21 protein-coding genes are annotated in these 18,182 nt (G+C 62.6%); 11 read left to right on the top strand and 10 right to left on the bottom strand.

Annotation, left to right across the window (positions count from 1 at the left end; genetic code table 11):
• Positions 1–41 precede the first annotated feature (41 nt).
• From AB433_RS06965 to rpoD, 3 genes are read left to right on the top strand one after another with little or no spacing between them, the layout of a single operon-like run.
• Complete coding sequence (locus AB433_RS06965; RefSeq protein WP_047820468.1) at positions 42–494, top strand: GatB/YqeY domain-containing protein; 453 nt, start codon at positions 42–44, stop codon at positions 492–494.
• 12 nt (positions 495–506) lie between these two features.
• A complete protein-coding gene (gene dnaG / locus AB433_RS06960) occupies positions 507–2,378 on the top strand; it encodes a DNA primase (RefSeq protein ID WP_047820467.1) in 1,872 nt (623 codons plus the stop codon).
• A gap of 51 nt (positions 2,379–2,429) precedes the next feature.
• Complete coding sequence (rpoD, locus tag AB433_RS06955) at positions 2,430–4,469, top strand: RNA polymerase sigma factor RpoD (protein ID WP_047820466.1); 2,040 nt, start codon at positions 2,430–2,432, stop codon at positions 4,467–4,469.
• Positions 4,470–4,511: 42 nt separating this feature from the next.
• On the opposite strand, the gene AB433_RS06950 is transcribed toward rpoD, so the two are convergent.
• The gene (locus AB433_RS06950) at positions 4,512–4,808 is read right to left on the bottom strand and encodes a hypothetical protein (RefSeq protein WP_047820465.1); all 297 of its coding nucleotides are present in this window, start codon (positions 4,806–4,808) and stop codon (positions 4,512–4,514) included.
• Positions 4,809–5,035: 227 nt separating this feature from the next.
• Here AB433_RS06950 and rpiB point away from each other — a divergent pair, with 227 nt between their 5' ends.
• From rpiB to AB433_RS06930, 5 genes are read left to right on the top strand one after another with little or no spacing between them, the layout of a single operon-like run.
• Positions 5,036–5,473, top strand: a complete 438-nt coding sequence (rpiB, locus tag AB433_RS06945) for a ribose 5-phosphate isomerase B (protein ID WP_047823522.1) — start codon at positions 5,036–5,038, stop codon at positions 5,471–5,473.
• Between the two features lie 14 nt (positions 5,474–5,487).
• Positions 5,488–6,783: a serine hydroxymethyltransferase gene (gene glyA / locus AB433_RS06940; RefSeq protein ID WP_047820464.1), complete on the top strand. Its 1,296-nt coding sequence runs from the start codon at positions 5,488–5,490 to the stop codon at positions 6,781–6,783.
• Between the two features lie 30 nt (positions 6,784–6,813).
• Positions 6,814–6,975, top strand: a complete 162-nt coding sequence (locus tag AB433_RS20415; RefSeq protein WP_156170709.1) for a hypothetical protein — start codon at positions 6,814–6,816, stop codon at positions 6,973–6,975.
• A gap of 10 nt (positions 6,976–6,985) precedes the next feature.
• The gene (gene nrdR, locus AB433_RS06935) at positions 6,986–7,453 is read left to right on the top strand and encodes a transcriptional regulator NrdR (protein WP_047820463.1); all 468 of its coding nucleotides are present in this window, start codon (positions 6,986–6,988) and stop codon (positions 7,451–7,453) included.
• Entirely contained in the window at positions 7,450–8,166 is a 717-nt protein-coding gene (locus AB433_RS06930; RefSeq protein WP_047820462.1) for an RNA methyltransferase, read from the top strand. The genes nrdR and AB433_RS06930 overlap by 4 nt, the downstream gene beginning before the upstream one ends.
• Before the next feature lie 12 nt (positions 8,167–8,178).
• Here the strand turns inward: AB433_RS06930 and AB433_RS06925 are convergent, their stop codons facing one another.
• The gene (locus AB433_RS06925; RefSeq protein WP_047820461.1) at positions 8,179–8,490 is read right to left on the bottom strand and encodes a chorismate mutase; all 312 of its coding nucleotides are present in this window, start codon (positions 8,488–8,490) and stop codon (positions 8,179–8,181) included.
• A gap of 232 nt (positions 8,491–8,722) precedes the next feature.
• On the opposite strand from AB433_RS06925, the gene rpsD reads away from it, so the two are divergent.
• Together rpsD and AB433_RS06915 are read left to right on the top strand one after the other, a co-directional pair.
• Complete coding sequence (gene rpsD, locus AB433_RS06920) at positions 8,723–9,337, top strand: 30S ribosomal protein S4 (protein WP_047823520.1); 615 nt, start codon at positions 8,723–8,725, stop codon at positions 9,335–9,337.
• 145 nt (positions 9,338–9,482) lie between these two features.
• Positions 9,483–9,668: a hypothetical protein gene (locus tag AB433_RS06915; protein WP_047820460.1), complete on the top strand. Its 186-nt coding sequence runs from the start codon at positions 9,483–9,485 to the stop codon at positions 9,666–9,668.
• A 2-nt stretch (positions 9,669–9,670) separates the two neighbouring features.
• On the opposite strand, the gene tgt is transcribed toward AB433_RS06915, so the two are convergent.
• Positions 9,671–10,795, bottom strand: coding sequence for a tRNA guanosine(34) transglycosylase Tgt (tgt, locus tag AB433_RS06910; protein WP_047823518.1), 1,125 nt, complete (start codon positions 10,793–10,795; stop codon positions 9,671–9,673).
• Between the two features lie 104 nt (positions 10,796–10,899).
• Between tgt and AB433_RS06905 the strand changes: the two genes are divergently transcribed.
• On the top strand, positions 10,900–11,661 hold the full coding sequence (locus tag AB433_RS06905; protein ID WP_047820459.1) for a TSUP family transporter: 762 nt from the start codon (positions 10,900–10,902) through the stop codon (positions 11,659–11,661).
• A gap of 18 nt (positions 11,662–11,679) precedes the next feature.
• On the opposite strand, the gene AB433_RS06900 is transcribed toward AB433_RS06905, so the two are convergent.
• The 7 genes from AB433_RS06900 to coaD form a co-directional block, all read right to left on the bottom strand.
• The gene (locus AB433_RS06900) at positions 11,680–12,600 is read right to left on the bottom strand and encodes a DUF481 domain-containing protein (RefSeq protein ID WP_047820458.1); all 921 of its coding nucleotides are present in this window, start codon (positions 12,598–12,600) and stop codon (positions 11,680–11,682) included.
• A gap of 16 nt (positions 12,601–12,616) precedes the next feature.
• Positions 12,617–13,390 carry an ABC transporter permease gene (locus AB433_RS06895; RefSeq protein ID WP_047820457.1) on the bottom strand — a complete coding sequence of 258 codons (774 nt, stop codon included), beginning with the start codon at positions 13,388–13,390 and terminating at the stop codon, positions 12,617–12,619.
• Positions 13,387–14,349, bottom strand: a complete 963-nt coding sequence (locus tag AB433_RS06890) for an ABC transporter ATP-binding protein (RefSeq protein ID WP_047820456.1) — start codon at positions 14,347–14,349, stop codon at positions 13,387–13,389. The genes AB433_RS06895 and AB433_RS06890 overlap by 4 nt, the downstream gene beginning before the upstream one ends.
• 183 nt (positions 14,350–14,532) lie before the next feature.
• The gene (locus tag AB433_RS20775) at positions 14,533–15,534 is read right to left on the bottom strand and encodes a sensor histidine kinase (RefSeq protein ID WP_218916926.1); all 1,002 of its coding nucleotides are present in this window, start codon (positions 15,532–15,534) and stop codon (positions 14,533–14,535) included.
• Positions 15,535–15,657: 123 nt separating this feature from the next.
• Positions 15,658–16,692, bottom strand: a complete 1,035-nt coding sequence (gene queA, locus AB433_RS06880) for a tRNA preQ1(34) S-adenosylmethionine ribosyltransferase-isomerase QueA (RefSeq protein ID WP_047820454.1) — start codon at positions 16,690–16,692, stop codon at positions 15,658–15,660.
• Between the two features lie 98 nt (positions 16,693–16,790).
• Entirely contained in the window at positions 16,791–17,576 is a 786-nt protein-coding gene (locus AB433_RS06875) for a peptidylprolyl isomerase (RefSeq protein WP_047820453.1), read from the bottom strand.
• 70 nt (positions 17,577–17,646) lie between these two features.
• Positions 17,647–18,159 (bottom strand): pantetheine-phosphate adenylyltransferase, encoded by a 513-nt coding sequence (coaD, locus tag AB433_RS06870; protein WP_047820452.1) that lies wholly within the window; start codon positions 18,157–18,159, stop codon positions 17,647–17,649.
• Between the last annotated feature and the right edge of the window lie 23 nt (positions 18,160–18,182).

Raw genomic sequence — 18,182 nt, 5'->3', positions numbered from 1 at the left:
TGCCCCGCACACCGTAATCATCGAACCCGCAGGACGAAATCATGCTTCGCGACGACCTGAAAGCCGCCCAGATCAATGCCATGAAGGCCAAGGACAAGGAACGGCTGGCTGCCGTGCGCCTGATCCTTGCCAAGGTAAAGGATCGCGACATCGAACTGCGCACCGGTGAGACCCCGGCGGACGACGACGCGATGATCATCGAGGTCCTGCAAAAGATGGGCAAGCAGCGCCGCGAATCGATCACCATGTACCGCGACGGCGGGCGCGAGGAACTGGCCGCAGCCGAAGAAGCCGAACTGGCCGTGATCGAAGAGTTCCTGCCGCAGCAGATGGGCGAGGGAGAGACGAAGGCCGCGATCGAGGCGATCAAAACCGACCTCGGCGCCACCGGCATGAAGGACATGGGCAAGGTCATGGCAGAGCTAAAGGCACGCCACGGTGCACAGCTTGACATGAGCAAGGCCAGCGCCCTCGTCAAAGCGTCTCTTTCGTAATACCTTCCGGGGATGGCGCTTTCTCCCCAATGGCTGGACGAACTGCGAACGCGGATCACGCTTTCGGGTGTGATCGGGCGAACGACACGGCTGACCAAGGCGGGGCGGGAGTGGAAGGCGTGTTGCCCGTTCCATAACGAGAAGACGCCCAGCTTCACCGTCAACGACGAAAAGGGTTTCTACCACTGCTTCGGCTGCGGCGCGCATGGCGATGCGATTCGCTGGATGACCGAACAGCGCGGCATGCCCTTCATGGACGCGGTGAAGGAACTGGCGGCAGAGGCCGGGATGGAAGTGCCTGCCCCCGATCCGCGCATGGCCAAGGCGGCGGAACAGCGCGCATCGCTGCACGACGTGATGGCGGCGGCGCAGGCGTGGTTCGTGGACCAGCTGGCCGGACCTGCAGGGGCCCAGGCGCGGGCCTATCTGGAACGGCGCGGGGTATCCGCCGCGACGATCCGAGAGTTCGGCTTTGGCTATGCCCCCGATTCGCGCGGCGCGATTGCAGAGGCGCTGTCGGGCTTTCCGAAAGAAATGCTGATCGAGGCGGGCTTGCTGATCTCGGTCGAGGGGAAAGACCCATACGACCGGTTCCGGGGGCGGTTGATGCTGCCCATTCAGGACCGGCGCGGGCGGGTGATCGCATTTGGCGGGCGCATCCTTGCCGACGTTCCCAACGCACCGAAATATTTGAACAGTCCGGACACGCCGGTCTTCGACAAGGGGCGCACGCTTTATAACCTGCACCGCGCGGCGGCGGCTTCGCGCGGTTCCGACCGAATCGTCGTGGTCGAAGGCTATATGGACGTGATCGCGCTGGCCGCCGCCGGAATGGGCGAAGCAGTCGCGCCGATGGGCACCGCGCTGACGGAGAACCAGCTGGAGCTGATCTGGAAGCTGGTGCCGGTGCCGGTGCTCTGTTTCGACGGCGACAGCGCGGGCCAGCGCGCGGCGATGCGGGCGATCACGCGGGCGCTGCCGATGCTGAGGCCGGGGCATTCGCTGTCGATTGTGACTTTGCCAGAGGGGCTGGACCCCGATGACCTGATCCGCCGCGATGGGACGAGCGCGATGGAATCGGTTCTGGCCAAGGGCGAAAGCCTTGTCGATGCGATCTGGCGTGTCGAGCACGCAGCCGCTCCGCTGCGCACACCAGAGGACAAGGCGGGCCTTAAAGAGCGGCTGATCCAGCATACCGAGACGATCCAGCACCCCGACATCCGCTCGCTCTATCGCCGCGAGTTACTTGATCGCTATGGCGCGTTCGCGTTTCCAAAGCGCGAGGAACGCGCCCCCTTCAAATCCGGCAAGTTCGACCGCCGGCCTTTGTTTCAGCAGCGGACCGCCCCTTCCCCGCGCCTCCGCCAACTGAACCCAGCCGCTGCGCGCGCACGCCTGATCGCGGCGGTCCTGACCGGTCTCACCCGCCATCCCGCGGCGCTGGAGGCAGAGGTTGACCGCCTTGCAGGTCTGCACCCCGACGACCTTGACCAGTCGCGATTGCTCGACGCGATGCTGGAATTTGCCGAGACGCGAAAATTCCTGCCCACAGCTGATCGCAAGGCGCTTGAACCTGCGGAAATTGCGGCCATATTGGCGAAACGTGGACTGGCCCTGCCCGACAGGGACGCAATCGGCGGCATGAAATTTGCCTTTTTGACCGACTGCACGAGCGAGCCCGAGGCCACGCGAGAACTGGTGCAGGCAATCGATCTGCTGGTTGAGAAGCCAGCGATAGAGGCTGCACTGGCACAGGCAACCGCCCGGTTCGCCGAGGATCCTGACGGTTCTTGGGCAGAACAACAGCGTTTGCTGAAACGAAAGCTGGAATTTGAGCGCCGTCTTGTGCAAATGGCGGCTTCGCGCGCGGATGCGGCGGCCTGAATGAACCGATTTCGGGACGCTGACACAGGTATACGGGATAAAAATTAGCCAATGGCGACGAAGAGCGACAAGACCGAAAGCGGCGATGCACCGCTGATCGATCTCAACGAAGCCTCCATCAAGAAGCTGATCGCTCGCGCGAAAAAGCGCGGCGTGATCACTTATGACGAGCTGAACGAGGCGCTGCCCTCTGGCGAGATGAGCTCCGACCAGATCGAGGACATTCAGTCCGCGCTTTCGGATATGGGCGTGCAGATCGTCGAGAGCGACGACGATTCGGAAAGCGACGACAACGACGGCGATAACGACGGCCCCGACGAAATCGGCGGCAGCGACGATAGCGACGACGACGACAGCCCTTCTTCGGCCAAGGAAAACAAGGCCCCGGCCAAGAAGAAGGAAACGGTCGAGCGGACCGACGACCCCGTGCGCATGTACTTGCGCGAGATGGGCGCCGTCGAACTGCTGAGCCGCGAGGGCGAGATCGCCATCGCCAAGCGGATCGAGGCTGGCCGCGACATGATGATCATGGGCCTTTGCGAAAGCCCGATCACCTTCCACGCCATTATCCAGTGGTCCGAAGCGCTGAATAACGAGGAAATGCAGCTGCGCGAGATTCTCGATCTCGACGCCATGCTTTCCAAGGAACCCGCGCCCGAAAACCTCAACGACGAGGACGATGGCGACGGCGAAATCTCCGAAGAGACCGCCGGCCCGTCCTATAAAGAGGACGATGACGACGACGAGGAAGAGGAAAGCGCCGACGGTGAAGACGGCGAGGAAGGCTCCTCGCGCCGCCGTGAAGAGGACGACGAAGAGGACAACACCCTCTCGCTCGCCCAGATGGAGGCCGCGCTCAAGCCCGATGCGCTGGAACGCTTCGCCCGCATTACCAAGCTGTTCCAGAGCTTTGAAAAGCTGCAGGACGAACGTGTCGAGGCGATGGGCCGTGGCGAGGATTTCCCCGCCGCCAAGGAAGCCAAGTACGAGAAGCTGCGTGAAGACCTGACCGCCGAGGTGGAATCGGTGCAGTTCCACGCCGCGAAGATCGAAGGGCTGGTCGACAACCTCTATTCGTACAATCGCCGCCTGACCGCGCTTGGCGGCCAGATGCTGCGCCTTGCCGAACGGCACAAGGTGAAGCGCGCCGACTTTCTGCAGGAATATGTCGGGCGCGAGCTGGACGATACCTGGCTGGTCGACATGGCCAAAAAGGACAAGAAGTGGGCTGCCTTCGCCGAGAAGGAAGCCGACGCGGTCGAGCGTATTCGCGCCGAGATCGCCGACATCGCCAGCTCTACCGGCATGGCGCTGCACGAATTCCGCCGCATCGTGAACATGGTGCAAAAGGCAGAGCGTGAGGCGCGCATCGCCAAGAAGGAAATGGTGGAGGCGAACCTGCGCCTCGTGATTTCCATCGCCAAGAAATACACCAACCGCGGGTTGCAATTCCTCGACCTGATCCAGGAAGGCAACATCGGGTTGATGAAGGCGGTCGACAAGTTCGAATACCGTCGCGGATACAAGTTCAGCACGTACGCCACGTGGTGGATCCGTCAGGCGATCACCCGCTCGATTGCTGATCAGGCGCGCACGATCCGTATCCCGGTCCACATGATCGAAACGATCAACAAGCTGGTCCGCACAAGCCGCCAGTTCCTGCACGAACAGGGCCGCGAACCGACGCCGGAAGAAATGGCAGAGCGTCTTTCGATGCCGCTCGAAAAGGTTCGCAAGGTGATGAAGATCGCCAAGGAACCGATTTCCCTTGAAACGCCGATCGGCGACGAGGAAGATTCGCATCTGGGCGATTTCATCGAGGACAAGAACGCGATCATCCCGGTGGATGCCGCGATTCAGGCGAACCTGAAGGAAACCGTCACCCGCGTTCTGGCGTCGCTTACCCCGCGTGAGGAGCGCGTGCTGCGCATGCGTTTCGGCATCGGCATGAACACCGATCACACGCTGGAGGAAGTGGGTCAGCAGTTCAGCGTGACCCGCGAACGTATCCGCCAGATCGAGGCGAAGGCGCTGAGGAAGCTCAAGCACCCGAGCCGCAGCCGCAAGATGCGCTCGTTCCTGGATCAGTAAGAGAAAGGCCCCGCTACGGCGGGGTTTTTCTTTGGCGCGGGGTTAGAAGAGAATTCCCACCGACAGTTCGGCCCAGACGGCAAGGAAGATCAGCAAAGCCGCAGCGGCGAGGCCCCATTTCGTCACGCTGGTGGATGGGACATAACGCACAATACCCTCTATCGCGCCGCCGACGACCAGCAGCATCGATGCCATCACGACGAAATCGCCGGCATCCCAACGCACGTCCGGTGTGAAGCGCATGGCGACCGCTGGCACCAGCAGGATAAAAGTTGCCAGCGTCCAACCGGCAATGCGCCACAGGTTCGCGGGACCGTCGTTGGCATCTTGCAGCTTCATCGAATTGCTTTCGTCTCGGATCTAGAGCCGGTAACCTAGCCAAGGCACGGGTGGACTTAACCGGACCTCGACGAATGGCCTGATCGGTTCGATCAACGACAGCAGACGGCCGATCTGGAGGAGAAGGCCTTGAGCGCCCTGAAGCGCTGACACCTATCCACGCGACTTGGGAAAGCGCGCACGGTTTGTCTTGGCATCCGGCTGTCCATGCGACTATGGGCAGCGCCATGAAGATCGCGATCGCATCCGACCATGCCGCCGTCGACCTCAAGGCCGACTTGCGCGAATACCTGATCGAACAGGGGCACGAGGTCGCCGACCTTGGCCCCGACACCGCCGACCGGGTCGATTACCCGGACTATGGCTACAAGCTGGCCTCTGTCGTCGCAGACGGCACCGCCGATTATGGCGTGGCGCTCTGCGGATCAGGGATCGGCATTTCCATCGCCGTAAACCGCGAACCGAAATGCCGCGCGGCGCTGGTATCCGAACCGCTGTCCGCCGCGCTTGCCCGCGAACACAACGATGCCAACGTCATCGCGATGGGCGCGCGCCTGACCGGGCCGGACATGGCCAAGGCCTGCCTCGACGCGTTTCTTTCCACCGACTTCGGCGGAGGCCGCCATGGCGCCCGAGTCGACAAGCTTTCCAACCCCGCCTGCTAAGGGAACCAGCGCCAGTGACCACCGAAACCCTGATCCGCGCCCCCGGCTTTTTCACCGACGATCTGGCCGCGACCGACCCCGCCATTGCCAAGGCGATCGACGCCGAAATGGCGCGTGAGCGAAAGCAGATCGAACTGATCGCCAGCGAAAACATCGTGTCGAAGGCCGTGCTGGAAGCGCAGGGCTCGGTCCTGACCAACAAGTATGCAGAAGGCTATCCGGGCAAACGCTATTACCAGGGCTGTGCGCCTTCGGACGAGATCGAGACGCTGGCCATCGAACGCGCCAAGCAGCTGTTCGATTGCGGTTTCGTCAACGTTCAGCCCCACTCCGGCGCGCAGGCAAACGGCGCGGTGCTGCTGGCCACGGTAAAGCCGGGCGATACGATCATGGGCATGAGCCTCGACGCAGGCGGTCACCTGACCCACGGGGCGCGCCCTGCGCTTTCGGGCAAGTGGTTCAACGCTGTGCAATACGGCGTTACGCCCGATACGCACCTGATCGACTATGACGCGGTAGAGGCGCTGGCCAAGGAACATCAGCCCAAGTTGATCATCGCGGGCGGCAGCGCCTATCCCCGCATCATCGATTTTGCCTGGATGCGCGCGATTGCGGATCAGGTTGGCGCGCTGTTGCACGTGGATATGGCGCACTTTGCCGGGCTGGTTGCGGCGGGTGTCCACCCTTCGCCCTTCCCGCATGCGCATATCGCAACGACGACGACGCACAAGACGCTGCGCGGACCGCGCGCGGGCATGATCCTGACCAATGACGAGGCGTTGGCCAAGAAGATCAATTCGGCGGTGTTCCCCGGCCTTCAGGGCGGCCCGCTGATGCACGTCATCGCCGCCAAGGCCGTGGCCTTCGGCGAAGCGCTGCGTCCCGAGTTCAAGGACTATGCCAAGAAGGTGGTCGAGAACGCACAGGTTCTGGCTGCTACGCTGAAGGAACGTGGGGCGGAAATCGTCTCGGGCGGCACCGACACGCACCTCGCGCTGATCGACCTCACCCCGCTGGGCGTGACCGGCAAAGACGCGGACGAAGCGCTGGAACGTGCGGGCATCACCTGCAACAAGAACGGCATCCCGAACGATCCGCTGCCACCCACCAAAACCAGCGGCATCCGCGTCGGTTCGCCCGCCGGCACCACACGCGGCTTTGGCCCGGAAGAGTTCCGCGCCATCGGCCACATGGTCGCCGACGTTCTCGACGGACTGCGCCGCTGCGGCGAGGAAGGCGACGCGCAAGTGGAACAGAACGTGCGCCAACGCGTCGAAGAGCTGTGCGACCGCTTCCCCATCTATGGGTGAGAGCGGCGTAGAGCTGAAGGAATACAAGACGTGCAGTACGAAAAAGAGGGCATGAAGCCCGAAACCAAGACGGTCCTGAAATGGGGTGCGATTGGCGCGCTGATCGCCATTCCCGTGCCGTTTGTCGGCCCGATCATCGGTGCCGCGGTTGGCGGCGGTCTCGGCTACGCCAAGGCCAAGGGCAAGATCTGAGGATCATCGATTGCGCTGTCCGTTCTGTGCCCATGAATCGAGCCAGGTAAAGGACTCGCGCCCCGCAGAGGATGGCAGCGCCATCCGCCGCCGCCGCCAGTGCGAAGGCTGCGGCGCGCGGTTCACGACATTCGAACGCATCCAGCTGCGTGAAATCACCGTGCTGAAATCTGGCGACCGGCGAGAGCCGTTCGCGCGTGAGAAGCTGGAGCATGCAGTGATGCTCGCCTGTCGCAAGCGCGGGATCGATCAGGAACGGATCGACCGGCTGGTTTCGGGCGTACAGCGCCAGATCGAAACGCGCGGAGAGAGCGAGATCGGCGCAACCGAGATCGGCGAGATGGTGATGGAAGGGCTTCGCCAGCTCGACCCCGTCGCCTATATCCGCTTCGCCAGCGTCTATCGCGAATTCAGCGAGGCACGGGATTTCGCGCAATTCGCCGAAACCGTGCGTGATGCGGGGCAGGACGAGGCATGAACCCCGTCATCGTCCTCGTCCGCCCACAATTGGGCGAGAATATCGGCAAGGCCGCACGGGCCATGCTTAACTTCGGCCTGACTGAAATGCGCCTCGTCGCCCCGCGCGATGGTTGGCCCAACCCCAGCGCGGGCCCGGCCGCCAGTGGCGCGGACGTGGTGCTGGAAAGGGCGCAGGTCTATGCCAGCGTCGCCGATGCCGTGGCCGATTGCGAACATGTGCACGCGACCACGGTACGCAAGCGCGGCGTGACCAAGCCGGTGCTGACACCCGAAGAAGCCGCGCGCGAGATGGCGACGGCAGAGGGCCGCCATGCGATTCTGTTCGGGCCGGAACGGTCGGGTCTGGAAACCGACGATGTTGCCATCGCCCGCAATATCGTGACGGTGCCGATCAACCCGGAATTCGGATCGCTGAACCTTGCGCAGGCGGTGATCCTGATGGCCTACGAATGGTCAAAGACCGCAAATGCCACGCTGACGCAGCCGACGGCGGAAGACACGCTGCCCCCTGCCCCGCAGGAAGACCTTGATGGCATGATCACCCAGATGGAGGCTCTGCTGGAACCAAAGGGCTATTTCCGCCCCGAAAGCCGCGCCGCCGCAACGAAACGCACACTGCGCACCATGCTGACCAAGCCCGCGTGGAACCACCTTGAGGTTCGCACGATGCGCGGTGTGCTCTCTGCGCTGGGCAAACCGGATCGGGACTAGCGCCCCTTCACACTACTTGCGCAGCCGGTCCCATTCCTCCAGCTCATAGGCGATGGAGGCTTCGACAAGGCTGTCCCAGGCATCGGCCACAAACCCCACCGGCACGCCCATGTCCAGCGCGTGGGCCTTGGCCGCCTCTATCACCGCGCGCTTGCGATCTTCATCCCGCACGGCATCGCGGGTTTGCTTTATCCGCGCCGCCGCGCGCATATAGCCGAAACGCGTGGCAAGCAGTTCCATCAGCGCCCGATCGGTGGCATCGACCCCGGCGCGTACGTCCAACATCGTCCGGCAATCGTCCGGCTTTGCGACACTGTTATCCATACGGCGCGCATTGCCCAAACGCGCCCGCGTTGTCGAGGCGGGAGTTCGGCTTGACTTCGCCCCGAATGTCGCTAATGCGCGCGGCTCCACGTCACGGCCTGCGTTTTGCGCGGGTTTGCGACAGGCCCCGCACCCCGGTGAAGCGGTGGCCGCGTCCGACAATCGGTCGGGCGGTGCGATGCCGGGCTTTGGGCCCTGCCACGGTGGCGGGGACAGCATGTTGGAGCATACGATGACGAAGCGCACCCGCGCCAAGCATAAACTCGACCGCCGGATGGGCGAGAACATCTGGGGCCGTCCGAACAGCCCGGTTAACAAGCGTTCCTACGGCCCCGGCCAGCATGGCCAGCGCCGCAAGAGCAAGGTCAGCGACTATGGCCTGCAGCTGCGCGCCAAGCAGAAGCTGAAGGGCTACTACGGCGACGTCACCGAAAAGCAGTTCAAGGCGACCTACCTTGCCGCTTCGCGTATGAAGGGCGATACCGGCCAGAATCTGATCGGTCTTCTGGAACAGCGTCTCGACATGGTTGTCTATCGCGCCAAGTTCGCGCCGACCGTGTTCTCGGCTCGCCAGGTCGTCAACCACGGCCACATTCTGGTCAACGGCGTGAAGTGCAACATCCCCTCGCGCCGCATTCAGGTTGGCGATGTCATCAGCCTTGGTAACAAGGCCAAGGAAATGGCGCTGATCATCGAAGCGCAGAGCCTGCCCGAGCGTGAGATCCCCGACTACGTGTCGACCGACGGCAACGACAAGGTCACCTTCACCCGCGTTCCGACGCTGGACGAAGTGCCCTATCCGGTGCGCATGGAACCGAACCTGGTCGTCGAGTTCTACTCGCGCTGATCAGTCGGATAACCGACCGAATTCAAGGAAAAGGGCGGGTCTTCCCGCCCTTTTTCGTATGCGCCGTAATCTTGCCCTTTTTGCGATACCAAACAGGGGTTTACTGCAGGGAACCGAGTGGCAAGTCGGGCATTTATCCGGCACTATGAAATATCGTTTCGTCACCCCCCACAAAGCCGGAAAATGGTACCCCGATCTAAAGGTTGCGATGAAGCAGGCCTGCGCGATCGGTGCCGGGTATTACGACAAGGCCAGCGGCCAGTTCTTCAAGTACCGCGAAACGCAGCTGCAAGTGCGCAGCGACGACGGCGACGCCCCGCTGGCGGCCTGAACCTACTTGCGCAGGTAATCGCGGCGGAAGTCTGCGGCAAAGGCGGCAAAGCGTCCGTCTGCGATAGCAGCGCGCATGGCCTGCATCAGTTGCTGATAGAACGACAGGTTGTGCTCGGTCATCAGCATCGCGCCCAGAATCTCGCCCGCCTTGTTCAGGTGGTGCAGATAGGCACGTGAATACTTGCCGCACGTCGGGCAGGTGCAGCGGCTGTCGATAGGATCGTTGTCTTCGGCAAACTTGGCATTGCGGATGTTGAGCGGGCCGTTCCACGTAAAGGCCTGCCCGTTACGGCCGGACCTGCTTGGCAGCACGCAATCGAACATATCGACTCCGCGCTCCACCGCGCCGATCAGATCGTCGGGCTTGCCCACGCCCATCAGATAGCGGGGTCGGTCGTCGGGCAATTGCCCCGGCGCGAAGTCCAGTGTGGCGAACATCGCCTCCTGCCCCTCACCCACGGCAAGCCCACCGATGGCGTAGCCGTCGAAACCGATCTCGGTCAGCTTCTGCGCCGAAATCCCACGAAGATCTTCATCCAGAGCGCCCTGCTGAATGCCGAACAACGCCGATCGCGCGGCGTGCTCCTCGCCGCTGTCGAAACCGTCACGGCTGCGCTTGGCCCAGCGCATCGACATTTCCATGCTCTGCGCGATAACGTCGCGCGACTGATCGGCGCGCGGGCATTCGTCAAAGGCCATGACAATGTCGCTGCCCAACAGGCGCTGTATTTCCATGCTGCGTTCGGGTGTCAGCATGTGGCGCGACCCGTCGATATGGCTGGCGAAGGTCACGCCTTCCTCGGTAATCTTGCGCAAGTCCGACAGGCTCATCACCTGATACCCGCCGCTGTCGGTCAGGATCGGGCGGTCCCACCCCATGAACTTGTGCAATCCGCCAAGCCGCGCCACCCGTTCCGCCCCAGGGCGCAGCATCAGGTGATAGGTGTTGCCAAGGATGATGTCGGCGCCGGTCCGCCGCACGTCCTCAACCTTCATCGCCTTGACGGTGGCGGCGGTGCCGACGGGCATGAAGGCGGGCGTACGGATCGTGCCGCGCTTCATGGCGATCTCGCCAGTGCGGGCCTTGCCGTCGCGGGCGTGGATGGAAAACGCAAATCGGGTCATCAGACCCGCGCCCCTAGCCGCTCCGCCGCGGACTTGCCAGCCTTGCAAGCGCGCCGGGCGAATTGGCAATTGCCCTGCGGCCAAGCGGCGCTATGCGGGGCAGCATGGAAATCGAACTTTGGCTGATCGCCAGCTTGGCGTGTTTGGCCATCTTCACAAGCTTTATCGACGCGGTCGCAGGGGGCGGCGGGCTGATCATGATGCCCACGCTGCTGTTCGCCGGGCTGCCGCCGCAACTGGCGCTGGGCACCAACAAGGTGCAGTCGATGTTCGGCACCTCCAACGCGTTCCGCAACTATGCGAAGGCCGGGCTGGTCGATTGGCGCAAGGAAAAGTGGCTGGCGTTGCTGGCGTTCGTGGGCGCCGCGGCGGGGGCGATTTTGGTGCAACAGATGTCGGCGCGCATCCTGAACCTGATCGTGCCGCTCTTGCTGATGGGTGTTGCGCTCTACGTCCTGCTCAGCCCGCGTATGGACGATCGTCAGGCGAAAGAGCTGATTTCTCGTAAAGGCTATGCTCCGTTCGCGGGCGGGATCGGGTTCTATGACGGGTTCTTCGGGCCGGGCACCGGTTCGTTCTTCGCCGCGACGCTGGTGGGCCTGCGCGGAGAAGGACTGACCCGCGCGACCGGCCATGCAAAGCTGTTCAACATGATGACCAACATGGCCGCCGTCATCGTCTTTGCTGTCGGCGGCAAGATCATCTGGACGCTGGCGCTGGCCATGGCGGTCGGGTCGTTCATCGGGTCGACACTGGGCGCGAAGTTCGCGGTGAAGCACGGGGCGAAGATCATTCGCCCGCTGCTGGTGACCATCAGCCTGCTGTTGACCGCAAAGCTCATCTACGACTGGTTCGCGCCAGCCTGACGAGACCGGCCCGGAAGCTCAAAAGTCGTAGATCAGTGTTACCCGCGACTGGGTATCGGTTTTTTCGCTGTCATCTGGCGGACTTGTATCGTGTTCGAACCGATAGGACAGGCGCGCCGAAAAGCCGCCGCCGATGCCCGCCTGCAAGCCGGTCAGGCTGGTATAGGTGCTGTTCTCGCTCTGCACGAAGGCCGATGCGACTTGCGTCAGCGTCAGGTTCTTCGCGAACGTCCACGACAAGTCCATCGCGGCCAGACCGGCAATATATTCCTCGTCATCGTCGTCGAGAAAATCGGTCTGCCGCCATGCGGGGCCGCCCTTTACTTCCAGCTTCAGATCGTCGCGCTCAATAATGCGATAGCCGATGCCGCCCGATACCGAATAGCGCGAGGAAAAGCCCTGAATGCGGTCGCGCTCCGCTTGTCCCAGCCCGTAGACGAAGGCCCGCTCACCAATGTCGTAGCTCGGCTCATACGCGGCGAGAAAGCGCTCGCGCGTCGTCTCGCCATCGCTGCGCAGGTAATCCGCCTGCCCTTTCAGCTTGTGTCGCCAGTCGATGCCGATGCGAGCCAGCGCCAGCGAGGCGCTAACGCCGATGTCGTTGCTGTTGCCGGTGGAACGTAGCGCGCCCAGTTCGCCCTTTCCTTCCCAAAAGTCGAACAGCCCGGCGCGGCGGATTGCGTTTTCCTTCGCCTCCGCTTCTGCCTTGCGTTTGCGGGTCAGGCGATTGTCCCACACCTGTTTCAGCTCTTTCAGCTGATCCGCCTCGTCGGGATAAGCCCCAAGGGCCGCTGCGTGAACCGCGGCGACCTGTTTCGGATCGCCCGTCGATTCCGCCGCGCGGATCATGGCGATAACGGGCTCCGGCAGTTCGGCATGAGCCGGAACCGACAGGAATACAGACGACAGAAGGGCGAAACGAACGGCGATCCGGGTCATGCCGGTCCGCTAGCAATCAATCGCGCAGTCGCCAACCCGTACGGAAGATCAAACTGATCGCGACGATGCAGACGGCCAAAAACGCCATCGTCAAAGAGAATGCGACCCCGATGCTGACGTCCGATTGTTCGAAAAAGGTCCAGCGCAGGCCCGACACGAGGTAGACGATCGGGTTGAACAGCGCGACCGTGCGCCACGGTTCGGCCAGCATGTCGATCGAATAAAACGTGCCGCCAAGGAAGGTCAGAGGCGTCAGGACCAAGAGCGGCACCATCTGCAACTTCTCGAACCCGTCGGCCCACAGGCCGAGGATGAAGCCGAACAGTGAAAACGCACTGGCCACCAGCACGATGTAGAAGAACGCCAAAACCGGGTGCGCGATGTGATAATCCACGAACAGCGTCGCCGTGGCGAGGATGATGCCCGCGATGATCAGCGACTTGGTCACCGCCGCGCCGACGAAGCCGACCAGCGTTTCCGCCACGCTGACGGGTGCGGAAAGCAATTCGTAGATCGCCCCGGTGAAGCGCGGCATGTAAATGCCGAAGCTGCCGTTCGAGGTGCTTTCGGAAAGCAGGGTCAGCAGCAGCAGGCCCGGCACGATGAACGCGCCGTAATCGACCCCGCCCACATCGCTCATCCGGTTGCCGATGGCGGCCCCGAACACGATGAAATAAAGGCAGGTGGTAATCACCGGCGAGATGATCGTCCCGAACACCGTGCGCCATGCGCGGCTGACTTCGCGCACATATATGGCCCATGCGCTGCGGGCGTTGAAACCGATGGTCATGCCGCGACCTCCGGTCGGTTCTCTACGAGGTCGACGAAGATGTCCTCCAGCGTGGATTCGCGCATATCGATGGCGTGATAGGCGATGCCTTCGCGCGCCAGCGCCTGCGCGATGTCGGCAACTGCCTCTTTCCCGCGGCCGGACCCATCGCCGCCGCGAAAGCACAGCGCCTTGCCGTCGTTCGCCAGCGACAACCCTTCGCGCGCGACTGACGCAGGGATGACCGACAACGGCTGGGTCAGGGTAAACTCCGCCTCGGTCCGGCCAAGCCGCTTCATCATCGCGTCCTTGTCATCGACCAGAAGTATCTGCCCCTTGTTGATCACCCCGACGCGGTCGGCCATTTCCTCGGCCTCTTCGATGTAGTGCGTGGTCAGGATGATGGTCACGCCCTGCTCGCGCAGCTTGTCGATCTGGCGCCACATATCGCGCCGCAGTTCGACGTCGACGCCAGCAGTCGGCTCGTCAAGGAACAGCAATTCGGGATCGTGGGCCAGCGCCTTCGCGATAAGCACCCGCCGCTTCATCCCGCCCGACAGCATCCGGATCTGCGAATTGCGCTTGTCCCACAGGCTTAGCGAGCGAAGGACTTCCTCTACCCGCGCCGCATCGGCGGGCCTCCCGAACAACCCGCGCGAATAAGTCACCGAATGCAGGACGGTCTCGAAAATATCGGCGGCCATTTCCTGCGGCACCAGCCCGATCCGCGCACGGATTTTGCGCCAGTCGCGCTTCAGGTCCATGCCGAACGCCTTAATCGTGCCGCCGGTAGGACGCACCAGACCGCAGACCGCGCCGATCAGCGTGGTCTTGCCCGCGCCGTTAGGGCCGAGCAAGGCGAATATCTCGCCTCTGCGAATTTCGAGGTTCACCTCGTTCAAAGCCTTTACCGGCGGGGCCGCACCGCGGCCAGCGTAAGTCTTGTCGAGGGAGGTTATCGTCAGGATCGGATCGGCCACCGCGAGAATGTGAGGGCTGATCGCCGCAAAACAAGATGCGGCTAAAGTTGAATGGGGAATTTGACGGCGATCAATGCGGGGATTGCCGTAACCTGAGAAACCAAACCTGCACGTGCTTCCCGGCTCGTGTCTTCTCCCACTCGAAAGCCCGCCGTCGCGCTGATGGCGGGCTTTTTTTAAGGACTAACGTGCGAGTTCCACGACCGGAGTCTTGATCACGAACGAAATGCCGCCGGGATCGAAACTCAGTTCACCGGAATGCTCGCCCCCGAAACCGCGGCGGATCAGGCGAGAACCAAAGCCCATGCTCGGCGGAGCCTCTACACGCGGCCCGCCGCTTTCGACCCAGCGGAACGCCATGTCCGGTCCGTCCATCGCCCAAGAAATTGCGACCGTGCCGCTTTTCGAAGACATCGCGCCGTACTTCACCGCATTCGTGGCCAGTTCGTGCAGCATCATCGAAAGCGCCATCGTCGTCTTCGATCCTATCGACAGGTCGATGCCCGAAATCGCCACCCGTTCCAGATCGACGTGCGGTTCCAAAGAAGCGCGGACCGCGTTGCGCAACGAACCGGTCGACCAATCCTGTTGCAACAACACCTCGTGCGCGTGGGCCAGAGCGCCAAGCCGGTGCTGGAAGGATTCGAACGCTTCGTCCTCACAACTATCGCGCAGGGTCTGGCTGGCGATCGCCTGAACGATGGCCAACGAGTTCTTCAGTCGATGCGCCAGCTCTTCGTTGACCAACGTCAGTTCGCCCTGCACCTCGACCGTGCGGGTCGTCTCGATCACGGTATCGAGCATGCCTTGCACCGTGCCGTCGGCCAAACGCAGCGGGCTGTAGCAAAACGTGAAATGCGCCTGTTCCGGCCGCCCGGCGCGATTGATGATCAGCGGAAAGTTTTCGATGAACGTCGATTCCCCGGCCAAGGCACGGTCGGCAATCGGCCCGATCTCGTCCCACGCTTCTGCCCAGATGTCGGAGAATGACCGACCAAGCGCCTCTTGCTTCTTGCCAAGGATCGGGCGGAACGCATCGTTATAGATGGTGATCAGGTCCGCCCCCCAGACCAGGGCGGCGGGAAATTCGGAATCTAGGATTTGCTGGACTGTCGCCTCAAGCTCTCTGGGCCAATCGGCACGGGGGCCAAGCGGATTCGACGACCAGTCGTAGGCGTCCACCATTGCGTGCATGGCCCGGGCATCGCTGCCTTTCGAAAGCTGACCCATATGCACGAAAACTCCACGACGCCGACGCACAGGGTGGACGCATTCGGTGGTCATTACAATGGGCGCGATTCGCGGCCTTCAACCGTTCGGCAACAACAAGCTGCCGTCACCGTAACTGTAAAAGCGATATTCGTTCGCGATTGCATGGGCATAGGCACTGCGCATACAGTCCAGCCCCATCAGCGCGCTGACCAGCATGAACAGCGTCGATTTGGGCAGGTGGAAGTTCGTCATCAGCCCGTCGATGGCACGGAACCGGTATCCGGGTGTGATGAAGATTGCGGTATCGCCTTCGAACGGGTGGATCACGCCATCCTCGTCCGCCGCGCTCTCCAGCACGCGTAGCGATGTCGTGCCGACCGAGATCACGCGGCCTCCGGCGGCACGGGCGGCGTTGAGGCGGTCTGCCGTCGCCTTGTCCATGCGGCCCCATTCCGAATGCATCGCGTGGTCGTCGGTATCGTCCGCCTTCACCGGCAGGAACGTGCCTGCGCCCACGTGCAGCGTCAGCGTCTCTCGCCCGATCCCGGCGGCGTCGAGCGCGGCAATCAGGTCCGGCGTAAAATGCAGCGCCGCAGTGGGTGCCGCAACCGCGCCATCCTTTTCGGCGAACATCGTCTGGTAATCGCTGCGGTCGGCCTCGTCCGTCGGGCGCTTGCCCGCGATGTACGGTGGCAGCGGCATGCGCCCTGCCCTCTCCAACAAGACCTCGACCGGCTCTTCGCCCTCGAACGCCAGCGTGAAGCTGCCGTCGGCGTGGCGTTGTTCGGCGATTGCGCTAACGTCGGCGGGAAAGGCGATGCGGTCGCCTTCCTTCAGGCGCTTGGCATTGCGGATGAACGCCTGCCAGCGGCGCAAGTCGATCCGTTTGTGCAGCGTTGCGCCGATCCGCGCCTCGCCCCGCAGACCTTCCAGTTGCGCCGGGATCACGCGGGTGTCGTTAAAGACCAGCACATCGCCCGCGCGCAGCACTTGCGGCAGGTCGCGCATTGTCAGGTCCGCAAATGGCGCATCGCCCGCGGCCACCAACATGCGCGCGGAATCGCGTGGTCGCGCCGGGCGCAGCGCGATCCGTTCGGGCGGCAGCTCGAAATCGAATAGGTCAACCTTCATCGCCCGGCGCCTAAAGCCTTTTCAGAAAAAGTTGATAGACTTTTTCGTTTCGAAAAGGCGCAAAATCAGAACGCACCGTGGGCGACGGGTTGAAAAGGTCAGTCTACGGCTTCTTCAACCGCATCGCCGGCGGCGGGCAAGTCCTGCCCCACGCCTATCGGGGCCGAAAGCATGTCCGACGTGATCTCGCCGGTCATCGGCGTCGTCGCGGGCGGGGCAAGATGCTGGCTGCCCAAAGAGGCTTGCAGGATCTTCGTCGGGCTGGGCGGCGGCGATCCGCGCGAAATTGAATCGACATAGTTCATGCCCGCGATCACGCGGCCGAAATTCGTGTATTTCCGGTCGATCTGCATCGTCGGATAGAACACGATGAAGAACTGGCTGTTGGCAGAATCCTCTTCCTGCGCGCGGGCGGCGGCTACTGTGCCGCGCAAGTGCGGCACCTTGTTAAACTCCGCCTTCAGGTCAGGAAGTTCCGAACCGCCCATGCCAGTGCCGGTCGGATCGCCGGTCTGTGCCATGAAGCCTTCGATCACGCGGTGAAAGATCACGCCGTTGTAGAACCCCTGCTGGGTCAGCGTCTTGATCCGGTCCACGTGCTGCGGCGCCCATTCGGGCTTCAGCCGAATTGCCACGCGCCCACCGTTCGACAGGTCGAGAAACAGGATATTCTCTGGATCATGATCCAGCGAGGTATCGACGGTCCAGTACGTCTTCGGATCGATCGGCACAGGTGCAGCCTCAACCGGCGCTTCCTCAACCGCCGAAGTCTCTGCCAGGGCATCGTCCTGCGCGGCGACGGGCGTTGCGATCATAAGCGAGGCGGCCAGCGCGATCGGTGCCGCGGTAACCACGCCCGCCAGGGTACGAAGACTGAAATTCATGCGCTGTATCGATCCCGAAATTAACTCGATCCGCCGCTTAGACGGGCCACGCTGTCGATGCAATGAACGGTTAGTAGTCGCCCCGGCGGCCCTGCTGTTCCACCCGCTCGATCACTTCCTCGCAGACCTTCGGGCTGACGAAGCGGGTGATCTCGCCGCCGAACATGGCGATTTCCTTGACGAGTTTGGACGCGATCGGTTGCAGCGATACGTCGGCCATCAGGAACACGGTTTCGATATTCGGGTCCAGCTGCTGGTTCATGCCCGCCATCTGGTATTCGTATTCGAAGTCCGCCACGGCGCGCAGCCCGCGAATGATGACCCGTGCGCCCTGTTTCTGTGCGAACTTGATCAGCAGGGCGTTGAACCCAACGACCTGCACATTCTCGATGCCCAGCGCCTTCACCTCACGCTCCACCATCGTCATGCGTTCTTCGGGGGTGAACATCGGGTTTTTCGACGGGTTGGTCGTCACGCCGATGATCAGCTCGTCCACCAGCTTCGACCCGCGCCGGATGATGTCGAGATGCCCCAGCGTGATGGGATCGAACGTTCCCGGATATATGCCGATACGCTTGCTCAAACCATGCCTCCCAAACGCGGTAG

The organism is Croceicoccus naphthovorans, assembly GCF_001028705.1.
Lineage (GTDB): Bacteria > Pseudomonadota > Alphaproteobacteria > Sphingomonadales > Sphingomonadaceae > Croceicoccus > Croceicoccus naphthovorans.
This window is presented reverse-complemented; position numbering and strand designations above follow the sequence as displayed.